The 12005-nt window shown below is 65.7% G+C and carries 15 protein-coding genes; 6 read left to right on the top strand and 9 right to left on the bottom strand.

Translation table 11 applies throughout. The annotated features are described in order from the left end of the window. Window positions 1-20: 20 nt before the first annotated feature. Window positions 21-830 carry an SDR family oxidoreductase gene (locus B2R83_RS14150; RefSeq protein ID WP_307189282.1) on the bottom strand — a complete coding sequence of 270 codons (810 nt, stop codon included), beginning with the start codon at window positions 828-830 and terminating at the stop codon, window positions 21-23. A gap of 132 nt (window positions 831-962) precedes the next feature. On the opposite strand from B2R83_RS14150, the gene B2R83_RS14145 reads away from it, so the two are divergent. The 5 genes from B2R83_RS14145 (at window position 963) to B2R83_RS14125 (ending at window position 4930) form a co-directional block, all read left to right on the top strand. After that, on the top strand, window positions 963-2639 hold the full coding sequence (locus tag B2R83_RS14145) for an electron transfer flavoprotein-ubiquinone oxidoreductase (RefSeq protein WP_292042421.1): 1677 nt from the start codon (window positions 963-965) through the stop codon (window positions 2637-2639). A gap of 5 nt (window positions 2640-2644) precedes the next feature. Continuing rightward, the gene (locus B2R83_RS14140) at window positions 2645-3589 is read left to right on the top strand and encodes an alpha/beta hydrolase (protein WP_292042418.1); all 945 of its coding nucleotides are present in this window, start codon (window positions 2645-2647) and stop codon (window positions 3587-3589) included. Between the two features lie 65 nt (window positions 3590-3654). After that, window positions 3655-3831 (top strand): hypothetical protein, encoded by a 177-nt coding sequence (locus tag B2R83_RS14135; protein WP_285375499.1) that lies wholly within the window; start codon window positions 3655-3657, stop codon window positions 3829-3831. A 127-nt stretch (window positions 3832-3958) separates the two neighbouring features. Beyond that, complete coding sequence (locus tag B2R83_RS14130) at window positions 3959-4396, top strand: hypothetical protein (protein WP_292042411.1); 438 nt, start codon at window positions 3959-3961, stop codon at window positions 4394-4396. Between the two features lie 207 nt (window positions 4397-4603). Continuing rightward, window positions 4604-4930 (top strand): hypothetical protein, encoded by a 327-nt coding sequence (locus B2R83_RS14125; RefSeq protein ID WP_292042409.1) that lies wholly within the window; start codon window positions 4604-4606, stop codon window positions 4928-4930. A gap of 32 nt (window positions 4931-4962) precedes the next feature. On the opposite strand, the gene B2R83_RS14120 is transcribed toward B2R83_RS14125, so the two are convergent. The 4 genes from B2R83_RS14120 to B2R83_RS14105 form a co-directional block, all read right to left on the bottom strand. Then, window positions 4963-5625, bottom strand: coding sequence for an amino acid ABC transporter permease (locus B2R83_RS14120; protein WP_209586289.1), 663 nt, complete (start codon window positions 5623-5625; stop codon window positions 4963-4965). Between the two features lie 10 nt (window positions 5626-5635). Beyond that, window positions 5636-6445 carry a transporter substrate-binding domain-containing protein gene (locus B2R83_RS14115; RefSeq protein ID WP_292042404.1) on the bottom strand — a complete coding sequence of 270 codons (810 nt, stop codon included), beginning with the start codon at window positions 6443-6445 and terminating at the stop codon, window positions 5636-5638. Between the two features lie 232 nt (window positions 6446-6677). Further along, complete coding sequence (locus B2R83_RS14110; protein ID WP_292042402.1) at window positions 6678-7082, bottom strand: hypothetical protein; 405 nt, start codon at window positions 7080-7082, stop codon at window positions 6678-6680. Window positions 7083-7114: 32 nt separating this feature from the next. Further along, window positions 7115-7783 (bottom strand): class I SAM-dependent methyltransferase, encoded by a 669-nt coding sequence (locus B2R83_RS14105; RefSeq protein ID WP_292042400.1) that lies wholly within the window; start codon window positions 7781-7783, stop codon window positions 7115-7117. Window positions 7784-8020: 237 nt separating this feature from the next. Here B2R83_RS14105 and B2R83_RS14100 point away from each other — a divergent pair, with 237 nt between their 5' ends. Further along, window positions 8021-9799 (top strand): glycoside hydrolase family 16 protein, encoded by a 1779-nt coding sequence (locus tag B2R83_RS14100; protein ID WP_292042398.1) that lies wholly within the window; start codon window positions 8021-8023, stop codon window positions 9797-9799. A 43-nt stretch (window positions 9800-9842) separates the two neighbouring features. On the opposite strand, the gene B2R83_RS14095 is transcribed toward B2R83_RS14100, so the two are convergent. The 4 genes from B2R83_RS14095 to B2R83_RS14080 form a co-directional block, all read right to left on the bottom strand. Beyond that, a complete protein-coding gene (locus tag B2R83_RS14095) occupies window positions 9843-10304 on the bottom strand; it encodes a metallophosphoesterase family protein (protein WP_292042383.1) in 462 nt (153 codons plus the stop codon). Between the two features lie 5 nt (window positions 10305-10309). After that, complete coding sequence (locus B2R83_RS14090; protein WP_292042381.1) at window positions 10310-10603, bottom strand: DUF378 domain-containing protein; 294 nt, start codon at window positions 10601-10603, stop codon at window positions 10310-10312. Between the two features lie 122 nt (window positions 10604-10725). Next, window positions 10726-11361, bottom strand: coding sequence for a YcbK family protein (locus B2R83_RS14085; protein ID WP_209586284.1), 636 nt, complete (start codon window positions 11359-11361; stop codon window positions 10726-10728). An 88-nt stretch (window positions 11362-11449) separates the two neighbouring features. Next, the gene (locus B2R83_RS14080; RefSeq protein WP_292042379.1) at window positions 11450-11986 is read right to left on the bottom strand and encodes a GNAT family N-acetyltransferase; all 537 of its coding nucleotides are present in this window, start codon (window positions 11984-11986) and stop codon (window positions 11450-11452) included. Window positions 11987-12005 lie beyond the last annotated feature (19 nt).

The following is a 12005-nucleotide window of genomic DNA, read 5'->3' as shown; positions in this document are numbered from 1 at the left end:
CCTTTGTTGCTCGTTCTTGATTACTGCGCCGTCATGCCGTCGTCGGCCGTGATGACGGCGCCATTGATGAAGTGGGCCTCGTCCGCCGCCAGCAGCAGCAGGAGCCCGTCGAGGTCTTCCGGCCGGCCGGTGCGCTTGCGGGGCAGCATGTCGATCAGCTTGCGGCCCTGTTCGGTGTCGAAGTAATCCTCGTTCATTTCGGTCGAGATGTAACCGGGGCAGATGGCATTGACGTTGATGCCGTAGCGGCCCCACTCCACCGCCATCGCCTTGGTCATCTGCACCACGCCGGCCTTGCTCATGCAGTACACGCCGATCTGCGGCAGCACGCGCAGGCCCGCGACCGAAGCAATGTTGACGATGCGGTGCTGCTTGCGCGGGTCGCCCTTGGCGCGCTGGATCATGCGCTTGGCGGTCTGCTGCGCGACAAAAAAGGCGCCGCGCAGGTTGGTGTCCATGATGTAGTTGTAGTCTTCTTCGGTGACGTCCAACAGGCGCTGGGTACTCGACACGCCCGAATTGTTGACCAGGATGTCGATCGGGCCGGCCTCGGTCTCGGCGTGCGCGATGGCCGACTTGATGCTGGCCAGGTCGGTCACGTCCAGGCGCACCACGTGGGCGGCGCCGCCGTCGGCCTCGATCTCGGCGCGCAGCTCCTTGAGCCGCTCCACGCGCCGCGAGGCCAGCACGACCTGCGCGCCAGCCCCGGCCAGCGCCTTGGCGAAACGCGCGCCAAGGCCGCTCGAGGCGCCGGTGACCATGGCGATTTTTCCTTCGTAATTGACTTCGATGCCCACGCGGCTCCCCTTCTTTGTCCATTGCGAAGCCATCATGATTACACAAATCATCAGTATTAGATTGCCGCATCTAATAATGTCCGTAAAATGGCGCCCAACGTTGCAATCGACAGTAAAAAAGTGCACACTCGTGCTTAAATTTTTCACTCTTATTAGAATAATCATATGACTGAGCCAACCAACATCCTTGAACAATACGGACCGCGCGAAGCCATGGAGTACGACGTGGTCATCGTCGGCGGCGGCCCGGCGGGCCTGTCGGCGGCGATCCGCCTCAAGCAGCTGGCGGCAGAAAAGGGACAAGAGGTCTCGGTCTGCGTGCTCGAGAAAGGCGGCGAACTGGGTGCGCACATCCTGTCCGGCGCGGTCATGGACCCGATCGCCCTGAACGAGCTGATCCCGGACTGGAAGGAAAAAGGCGCGCCGCTGAACACTGCGGTGACCGAGGACCAGGTGCTGTTCCTCACCGAGACCAAAGCGATCAAGACGCCGAACTTCATGGTCCCGAAGATGCTGACCAACCACGGCAACTACGTGATCTCGCTGGCCAATGTGACGCGCTGGCTGGGACAACAGGCGGAAGCGCTGGGCGTCGAGATCTTCCCAGGCTTCCCGGCCGCCGAAGTGCTGTACAACGAGGACGGCTCGGTCAAGGGTGTCGCCACCGGCAACATGGGCGTCAAGCGCGACGGCGAGCCGGGCGCGGACTTCCAGCTCGGCATGGAGCTGCATGCCAAGTACACCCTGTTCGCGGAAGGCTCGCGCGGCCACCTCGGCAAGCAGCTGATGGCGAAGTATGACCTCAACAAGGGCAAGGACCCGCAGACCTACGGCATCGGCATCAAGGAGCTGTGGGAGATCGATCCCGCCAAGCACAAGCCGGGCCTGGTGATCCACACCGCCGGCTGGCCGCTCGACAACGACACCTACGGCGGCTCCTTCCTGTACCACCTGGAAAACAACCAGGTGGCGGTCGGCTTCGTGGTGGGCCTGGCCTACCAGAACCCCTACCTGTCGCCCTACGAGGAATTCCAGCGTTACAAGACGCACCCGGCGATCCGCCACTATTTCGAAGGCGGCAAGCGCATCTCGTACGGCGCGCGCGCCATCACCGCGGGCGGCCTGCAATCCCTGCCGAAGACGGTGTTCCCGGGCGGCGCGCTGATCGGCTGCGACGCCGGCTTCCTGAACACCAGCCGCATCAAGGGCAGCCACGCCGCGATCAAGACCGGCATGCTGGCCGCGGAAAGCGCCTTTGCCGCGCTGGGCGAAGGCCGCCAGCACGACGAGCTGGCCTCTTACCCGGCCGCGTTCGAGAAGAGCTGGCTGCACGAGGAACTGCACGTCGCGCGCAACTTCAAGCCGTGGATGAGCAAGGGCCTGTACATCGGCACCATCATGACCGGCATCGACCAGATGGTCTTCCGCGGCAAGGCGCCGTGGACGCTGCACCATCAGCACGCCGACCATGAATGCCTGAAGCCTGCATCGCAATTCAAGCCGATCGCGTATCCGAAACCGGACGGCAAGCTGACCTTCGACCGCCTGTCCTCGGTGTTCATCTCGAACACCAACCACGCCGAAGACCAGCCGATCCACCTGACGCTGAAGAACGCGGCCATCCCGGTGGACGTCAACCTGGCCAAGTACGCGGGCCCGGAACAGCGCTACTGCCCGGCCGGCGTGTACGAGTTCGTCAAGAACGACGATGGCCAGGACCGCCTGCAGATCAACGCCCAGAACTGCGTGCACTGCAAGACCTGCGACATCAAGGACCCGACCCAGAACATCGTCTGGGTGACGCCGGAAGGCGGCGGCGGCCCGAACTACCCGAACATGTGACCGGGATGCGGACCACGACATCGCGGCTGCGCGCCGCCGCCCTGGCCTGCGCGCTGGCCCTGCCCTTGGCCGCGCAAGCGGCCGACGAAGGCGTGAAGAGTGCCGCCCGGCTCGACCATGGCTGGTGGATCGACGCCGACATCACCTACCTGACGGCCAGCGGCCAGGACCTCAAGCTCGACGTCTATCTTCCGGTGAAGAAGAGCGACAAGCCGCTGCCCGTGGTGATGTACTTCCACGGCGGCGGCTGGGTGGCGGGCCGGCGCGAGGGCGCGGCGCTGTCCGCCATGCCCTACATGGAGATGGGTTTCGCCTTCGTGAACGTCAGCTACCGGCTGGCGAAGGTGGCGCCCGCCCCGGCCGCGGTCGAAGACACGCTGTGCGCGCTGCAGTGGATCGGGCGCAATGCGAAGAAGTACAACTTCGACCTGTCAAGGGTGGTGACCTCGGGCGACTCGGCGGGCGGCCACCTGGCCCTCGCCACGGCCATGATCCCGGCCGATTCGCCGCTCACCCGCCAGTGCGCGGCCAACGAGCCCAGCTGGAGCGGACCGTACCAGAACGTGGCGCCGAAGGTGGCGGCGGTGATCAACTGGTATGGCATCACCGACGTCGCCGACATGCTGCAAGGCCCGAACGTACGCTCGTACGCGGTGGCCTGGTTCGGCAGCATGCCGGAGCCCGAGCGCCAGGCGCTGGCGCGCGCGGTGTCGCCGCTGAGCCATGTGCGCGCGGGCGGACCGGCCGTGCTCACCATCCATGGCGACGCCGATCCGCTGGTGCCCTATGCGCATGGCGTGCGGCTGAAGGCGGCGCTCGACAAGGCGGGCGTGCGCAACGTCCTGCATACCATCAAGGGCGGCGGCCACGGCGGTTTCACGGCCGAGCAGCACGTCGGCGCCTACAGCGCGGCGCATGGGTTCCTGCGCGGGCTCGGCATCGCACCCTGAGCGCCCTTTCCCTGGCAATCGGCCTAAGATGTGGCTTCCACCACATCTGAAGCAAGGAGGCCACCATGCCTGAAAACAAGGATACCGGGGACAGGAGCCTGAGCGACGTCCAGCTCGACGACTTCGACGTGAACCGCCAGCGCGAACGGCTGGAACGCAGCCGCCCGGGCAATCTGCAATCGGACCAGCAAAAGGGTTCGCAACAGTCCGGCGAGGGAACGCAGCAGCAGGAAAAACGCTAGCCAAGCCCCCTCCATTTACTGATGACTTTGTACGGGCCGTCCTACGACGGCTCGTGCCCCATTCCGATTGTCTGCTTCCGCCGAGGGGTTATCATGGCCCCATCGACACTCAAACAAGGAGACTGGTATGGGTGAAAACAAAGGACATGGCGTCAAAGGGCCGCGCCACGACGATGACGTGGACGACCTCAGCATGAATACCGCGAGCGGCAAACCCGCCCAGGGCGGCCAGCAACAGTCCGGCAACATGCAATCGGGACAGCAGCAAGGCAGTATGCAATCCGGGCAGCAGCAGGGGGGAAGCCGACAGGGTTCCCAGCAATCTGGCCAGCAGGGTGGTAGCCAGCAATCGGGACAGCAGCAACAAGGTAGTAAGCAATCGGGGCAGCAACAAGGGAGCCGCCAGTCGGGCCAGGGAGGGAGCCAGCAAAGCGGAGGGCAACACGCCTCCGGCGGCACGCCGGCACTCGACGACCTGGGTTCGCGCCAGGGTGAATCCGCCAAGGATGCATCGCAGGCCTGGAGCCAGGACAACAGCATCGACAAGCAACGCGGCAATCGTTAACCCCGGGCGCCGCTGAGCGCTCTTTACCTTGCAGTACGACGCGCACCGACAAGCCAGGCTTGCCGGTGCGCTTTGCATTTTGCCGTGCTGTTTCTTTAAGGCGAGAGCGTGCGAAGGGTCCTACGCCCCTTCCTCTCATACTCCGATTGCCGATGTCAGCAGGAGGACTAAGATGGTGTCTCGACAATCTTCGATAAGGAGACCATCATGAACAAGCAGCCAAACCAGAAACAGTCGCAACCGGATAATTCGCAAGCGGACCCAAGCAAGGACCTGGTTTCCGCGGCCGGTCAGGGCCAGCGCGAGGGCAACCAGCAGTCGGGCGGCCAGCAATCGGGCAGCCAGCAGCAGATGGGCCAACAGGGCGGCCAGCAGCAAGGCCAGCAACAGGGCAACCAGCAGCAAGGCGGTGGCCAGCACGCTTCCGGCGGGACCCCGGCCCTGGATGACCTGGGCGGCCAGCGCCAGGGCGAAAGCGCCCAGCAAGCCGCCGACGCATTCCAGCAGCAGGACCAGCAGCGCGGCAAGCGCTGATCATCCACGCGCCCGCGTGCCGCCCCCCGGGGTCAGCGCGCGGCGTGCGCGCGGTTCAGGCGCCGCTCCGCGCGGCGCTGGATCGCTTCGAAGAACAGGCTCAAGGCCCAGTAGATGCAGGCCGCCGCGAGATACAGCGGCAGTGGCTGGAAAGTCACCGCGATCACTTCCTTGGTTGCGAGCATCAGTTCGGTCATGGTGATCACCGACACCAGCGAGGTGTCCTTGATCAGGCTGATGAGCGTGTTGCTCATCGAGGGCACCGCGATGCGCAGCGCCTGCGGCATGACGATGTGGTGCAGGGTCTGCCAGTAGCCCAGGCCCAGGCTGAAGCTCGCGCGCCACTGCCCTTCGCTGACGGCGCGGATCGCACCGCGCAGGCTTTCCGACAGGTAGGCGCCCGCGTTCAGCGACAGCGCCAGCACCCCCGCCGTCACCGGCGTGAATTCGATGCCGACGCTCGGCAATCCATAGTAGATGACGAAGATCTGCACCAGCAGCGGCGTGCCGCGCATGAGGCTCACGTACAGGCTCGCGGGCAGGCGCACGGCGGCCCAGGGAGCGATGCGCATCAGCGCCACCGGCAGGCCGATCGCCAGTCCGCCGATCATCGAGGCCACCGCGAACAGCAGGGTGTAGCCGGCGCCCGTCAACAGGGTCGGCGCCGCTTCGCGCAGCAGCGCGATCAGATCCACGCGACCGCCATTATTGGGCCGGGCGGCTGGCGTCGGTGCCGAACCACTTGAGCGACATCGCTTTCAGGGTGCCGTCGGCGGCCGCGTCCGCGAGGATCTTGTCGACCGCCGCCTTGAACTGCGGATTGCCCTTGCGGAAAGGGATGCCCATGCGCTCGGGCGCGCCGACCCTTGCGCCGGCCTTGATCGGCAGCTGCGAATGCTGCAGCAGGTAGGCCACCATCAGGCTGTCGTTGAGCGCCGCATCGATGCGCCCGAAGGCCAGGTCCTGCAGGTTCTCGGGCGCGGCCGGATAGCTCTTGACCTCGATGCCCGGCACCGCCTTGGCCTGCTGCTCGAACACGCTGCCCTGCCCCACGCCGACCTTCTTGCCTTTCAGGTCGTTCAGGCTGGCGTAGCTGGCGCGGTCGTTCTTGCGCACGATGAGCTGCGGGAAGGAATAGGTATAGGGGCGCGAGAAATCGAAGGCCTGCTCGCGCCTGGGCGTGATGCCGACCTGGCTGACGATCACGTCGTACTTGCCGGCGGCCAGGCCAGCGAGGATCGCGGCCCACTCGGTGGTGACGAATTCCGGTTTGACGCCCAGCTTGCCCGCGACCAGGCGCGCGACGTCGACGTCGTAGCCGGCCAGCTTGCCGGTCTTCGGGTCCTTGAAGTTGAAGGGAGGGTAGGTGCCTTCCATCGCGATGAGCAGGGTGCCGCGCGCCTTCGCGTCCGTCAGCAGGTCGGCCGCCTGTGCCGGCGCCAGGGCCGACAAGGAGGCGGCCAGCGCCAGGCCAAGTAGGGCACGGCGTGCCACGGTGGTCGAATGCTTGCCCATCAAATCCTCTCCATGCCTAGTCGAGCTGACTTTATAACCGAAAGCCGCGCCGGCGGGAAGCGCCGCGGGTCGCTTGGAACCTATCCCAGTAGGGAGGAGGAAGCTGGCGGCGATGCATGGCAAGCGCGGGCAAGGCGCGAGGAGGCCGCATGGCGCGCCATGCAACGACGAACAACGCCGCCCCGCTTGCCAGGCGCGCCGAAAGCGACTCATTCCCTACCGGGGTAGGTTCTTAGTACCTGCGGCCGCGCGCTCCGAACGGGTAGCCGACCACCAGGGTGGTGCTCAGGACCAGTGTGGACAGGCCGAGGATCAGCTGCACCAGCCTGTCGTCCGGGAGCACCCAGACCTGCCCGCGCGGCGGCTCGGCGCCGGTGGCCGCGACGATCAGGGGTGCGATCCAGTCGGCCTCCGGTTCGACGTCGAGGATCACCGCATCGCCGGTGGTCTGCATGTAGACGTTGCCGCCTTCGGCCAGGGCGAAGCAGATGCCGACGCCGGTCTCGGTCGGCTTGACCAGCTCCTGCAGGGCGCGGTTGTGCTCGTCGATCCAGAGCTCGACGTCCTGCGGGGTCTCCAATGCGGTCCAGGGACGGGGGCGGAAGCGCGGCTGCGGGGTATCGGGTGGCAGGTTCATGTGATGCGGGCAAAAGCGGAACGAGCCGTATTTTACGCCAGCCGGCCGACGAGGATCAGCGACACCGGCTTGGCCGTTTCCGGATGGAGCGGTTCGCGCATCTCGACCACGCGCAGGCCATGTTCCTCGAACAGCGCGAGCCAGCTCGAGACCGTACGGAAGTACCAGGGCGCCGGATCGGTGAAGGCGCTGCTGAAACCGGCCCAGCTGCCATCGCGCCAACCGTCGGCATAGGGGGCGTCGCCGCAGGCCATGAGCGGGTGCACGGTCTGCACGATCAGCAGCCCGCCGGGCCGCAGGTAGGTCGGCGCGGCGCGCAGCAGCCCGCGCACGGCCTCGTCGCCGATCAGCGAAAAGTTACAGACCGCCACGTCGGCCGCCAGCTGCAATGCGCCGGCGGCGATCTCTTCGTAGCTCAGCTGGCGGAACTCACCGTCGCCTGCCTTCCTGGCCTGCTCGACCAGGCCGGCGCTCGCATCGACGCCCAGCATCGTCACCTCGGGCAATGCCCGCACCAGCCAGCCTTCGCCGCAGCCGAGGTCGACGCCGGTCCCCGGCGCATACGCGCGCACGGTGTCGACGATCGCGGCGTTGGTGACCAGCACGCGCGACGCGATCTCGCCTCCCCGCACGGCGGCGGTCCAGGGATCGGTGTTGCGCGACCATGAATCGATGATGGATGCGTCAGTATGGGTAGTCATGCGGTCTCCTCGGTTGGCCGCATTATGGCCTACCGGAGAGGGTTTTGCGAAAGATCAATACCTGCGCACGATTGAGTGACGTCAATACCGAATGCGCCTATATTTTTGCCTACTGCGTGGAAACGTTTCCATCTCCAGCCTCGACAGGACCATACGAGACCAACGCATGAAGTTGGCGAAACGGGGCGCGCCGTCCTGGCGTGTCTTTTTATCTTCGGAGTTAAATGAGGAGTCGCAGTGGATAACCAGAACCAGAAACGCCACCCGAATTGGAAAGCTTTCCAGTCACTCGCCGCCGCCCTGCTGCTGGCAGCCGGCACCCAGGCCGCGGCCAGTGTCACCAGTCCCGTCATCGGCCAGTTGCTGTGGTCCGAGGAATTCAACGGCGCCAGCCTGAACACGGGCGTGTGGACCGCCTCGGACGGCAACGGCTGCCAGATCAACCTGTGCGGCTACGGCAATGCCGAGCTGCAGTACTACAGCCCGAACAACCTCTCGATCGTCAACGTGCCCTTCGAATCCGGCACCCGTGCGCTGGCGATCCAGGCGCGCAGCCAGACCGTGGGCAGCAATGTCTTTACCTCCGGGAAGGTCGACACCAAGGGCAAGGTGCAGGTCCAATACGGCATGATCGAGGTGCGCATGGCCACGCCCAACATCGCCAGCGGCCTGTGGCCGGCCGCCTGGATGCTGGGCGTGAGCCCGCAGACCTGGCCGCGCAACGGCGAGATCGACATCATGGAGATGGGCCACAAAGCCTCCGTACGCGCAGCGTCCGGCGCCCCGTCCGCCAACCACTTCACCGGCTCCAACGTCATCACCTGGCAGCAGGCCGCCTGCGTGCCCGGGAACGAGAGCTGCGCCGCCTCGACCGCGTGGCAGACCAAGAACTGGTATGTGCCGGCCACCTCGCTGGCCAATCGCTTCGTCACCTACCGCCTGTACTGGGACGAGAGCCAGATGCGCTTCACCGTGGTCGACAACGGCGTCGAGCGCAGTATGTACGACGCGCCGCTGCCGGTCAATTCGACCGCGCTGCAGGCGCCCTTCTACCTGCTGCTGAACCTCGCCGTCGGCGGCAACTTCACCGACGCGGCCACGCCTGGCCAGGTGAGCGCGCCGCTGCCCGGCACCATGTACGTCGACTATGTGCGCGTCTACCAGCTCGACGGCAAGGGCCAGGTCAAGCTCGGCAACCAGACCGTGCCCGAGGTGGCCGGCAAGTTCGGCGTCTTCACCGACACCACCACGGTCAACAGCAAGCTGGTGGCCGGCACCAGTTCCGACATCTTCCTGTGGAACGCGGCGTCCAGCGGCGCCGGCAATACCGCGCCCTACGAGGGCAGCAACGTGATCGCCTGGAACTACACGGCGCCCGGCCAGTGGTTCGGCGGCGGCGTGCAGGCGCGCCAGGCGCGCGACCTGTCGAACTACCGCAACGGCACCATGCGCTTCCGCATCAAGATCCCGGCCAACGTGTCCTTCAACATCGGCGTCGGCGACACCTACACCAACCAGAACTGGGTCAACTTCCCGGCCAACACCACCACCCACGGGCTGGTGCGCAATGGCGAGTGGGCGCAAGGATCGATTCCGGTGTCGACCCTGCTCCGCAGCAAGGTGGCGGCGCAGTCGCTGCTCGACGTGTTCATGATTTCGAGCGACGCCAACCGCCTGCCGACCTCGACCTTCCAGTTCGCGATCGACGACATCGTCTGGGATGCGGGCGGCACCACCACCCCGCCGCCGACCTCGCCGACCGGCCCGACCTGGGTGAGCCAGCCCACGGCCACGACGCTGCAGTTCAACACCAACACCGGCAGCTGGGCGGACGTCCACTACATCGTCAACAACGGCGCCCAGCAGAACGTGCGCATGCGCCTGGACGGCTCGACCAACACCACCATCGCCGGCGGCCTGAAGATCGGTGACGTGGTGCGCTATAACTTCACCTATTGGGATACGGCGCGCAACTATGCGGTGGATACCGCGTGGCAGAGCTATACGATGAAGTAAGCGAGCTTCTCCCGGACCGTGCCCTGGCGCGGTCCGGGTTTGTTTACCCGACGTCGAGGGTCACCAGGCGCACCTTGACATCCTCGCCATCGACCAGCAGCTCGCCGACCGAGATCGGCAGCGTGAAGCGGCGCCGCCCCGCACTGCCCGGATTCACGTACAGCACGCCGCCCCGCTCGCTGCACAGCGGCTTGTGCGAGTGGCCCGACACCACCACGCGCATGCCCGCGCCGGCCGGGTCGAGCGGCAATTCCTTCAGATCGTGAATCACGTAGATGGCGACCTGCCCAAGCCGCAGGATGGCGGTCTCGGGAATCTCGCGCGCCCAGGCGCCGCGGTCGTTATTGCCGCGCACGACAGTCAGCGGCGCGATCGCCGCCAGCGGCGGGAGGATCTCGGGGCCGGTGATGTCCCCGGCATGGATGATATGGTCGCTGCCCCGGAGGAAGTCGAGCGCCTCCGGGCGCAGCAACCCGTGCGTGTCGGAAATCAGCCCGACGCGCATGCCGCTCAGGTCGAGCGCTTGCTTCCGGCCATCTTGGCCGTGGTGTAGATCGCGTACAGCGCCGCCAGGCCCACCACCACGTAGACGATGCGGGTTGCCGGGCTGCCCGGGCCGAAGATGGTGGCGACCATGTCGACGTCGAACAGGCCGACCATCGCCCAGTTCAGGCCGCCGATGATCAGGAGCGCCATTGCCAGGTAGTCGAGTGCCGACATGGCGGAACGCTGATGCGCGTTCAGGGAAGTGCGCCGTTCGCCCATCGTCCTGCGGTCCATGGTGGGAGTATTCATCGTTGCCATCATTGCCTCCTTGGAAAAGCGACATGAAGTGGCCAAGGCGACCGCCCTGGCAGTGACAACTCATACTAGCCGAAGTTCGATGCCGAGGACGCACCGGTCGGCGCGCGTCAAGCGCGGCCGGGTCAACCCTTCCAGGTGCGATTCAGTCCGGTATCGGCGTGGATCCAGCCGCCCTTCGGGCCGGCACGGTAGTAATAGCCGACGCCGCCCTGGCGGAAGCTGCGGATCAATCCGCCGAGCACTTCCTCGCTCAGGCTGGCGATGCGGATGTCCGCCGCCTTGCCCACCATGTGCAGGGACTTGCGCGCTGCCGGAACGCCCTCTTCGACCAGGCGCTTGTTGGACGCCTCGGTGCGGTAGCCGGACAGGATCTCGAGCGGCTGGGTCATGCCGTAGCGCGCGATGAAGGCCTGGGTGCCCCACAGGATCTCGAACAGCTTGGGATCGATCGGCGCCGACGCGCGCCCGTTCACGTCGCGCAGGATGTGGCACAGCTCCTGGTAGGCGGAATCGATGATCTCGCCATCCTTCCAGTACAGCACCTTGGCGCGCTCGCCGCTTTGCGGGCGCACCAACGACAGGGTACGCGGCTTGATCCAGAAATCGATGTCCAGCAGCTGGGCATCGAACAGGTCGGGCGGGGGTTCCAGGTCGGTTGTCTGGGCCGCGGCCGCGGCCGGGAACAGCAATGGGGAACCGAGGGTGCCCAACGCACAGAGCCGGGCACTTTGTTGCAGGAAATCTCTACGTGAAGCCATAACAAGCGAACTCAGCCAAATGAGGCGCTTACTATATCGCAAGCTTCTCCTGCACAAAAGAAGAGTTTGTCAAGATTGGTGCGGAGGCTTAATCATTGCAGTTGCAGAAACGCTTGCGGGCGGCAGCGCCCGGCCCTGTCTCGCACACGGCGTCGAGCGGTTTCCACAGCAGGTCGCATTCAAGTCCCCAGCAGGACTTGTCCTTGCCGGCGTTGACATAGCCCTGGCGCTCAAAGAAGGCGCTCGCGCTCGCCGGGCTGTGCAGGTGCAGTTTCTTGATGCTCCAGGCGCGCGCCTGCTCCTCGGCTGCGGCGATGAGGGCGCGGCCGATGCCGCTGCGCAGCGCCTGCGGCGACACATAGCACAGCGCCAGCTTGCCGGCCTGGGTCAGCAGGCACAGGCCCAGCAGCTCCCCGTCGCGCTCGGCGACCAGGGCGTGGTTGCTGGGGTTGGCAAACCAGGTGGCGACGTTGGCTGCGGTCTTGTTGCCGAGCCAGGCTTCCAGCACGGCCGGCCGGTCCTGGTGGTCGGCCTTGCACCCGACCTCGATCGAGCGGCGCAGCAGGGCGCAGGCGGGGGCAGCATCACCGGGTACCGCCTTGCGAATGTCAAAACGCGTGGACATCAAACATCACTATGCATAA

Source organism: Massilia sp. UBA6681, from assembly GCF_002454935.1.
GTDB classification, from domain to species: domain Bacteria; phylum Pseudomonadota; class Gammaproteobacteria; order Burkholderiales; family Burkholderiaceae_D; genus Telluria; species Telluria varians.
This window is presented reverse-complemented; position numbering and strand designations above follow the sequence as displayed.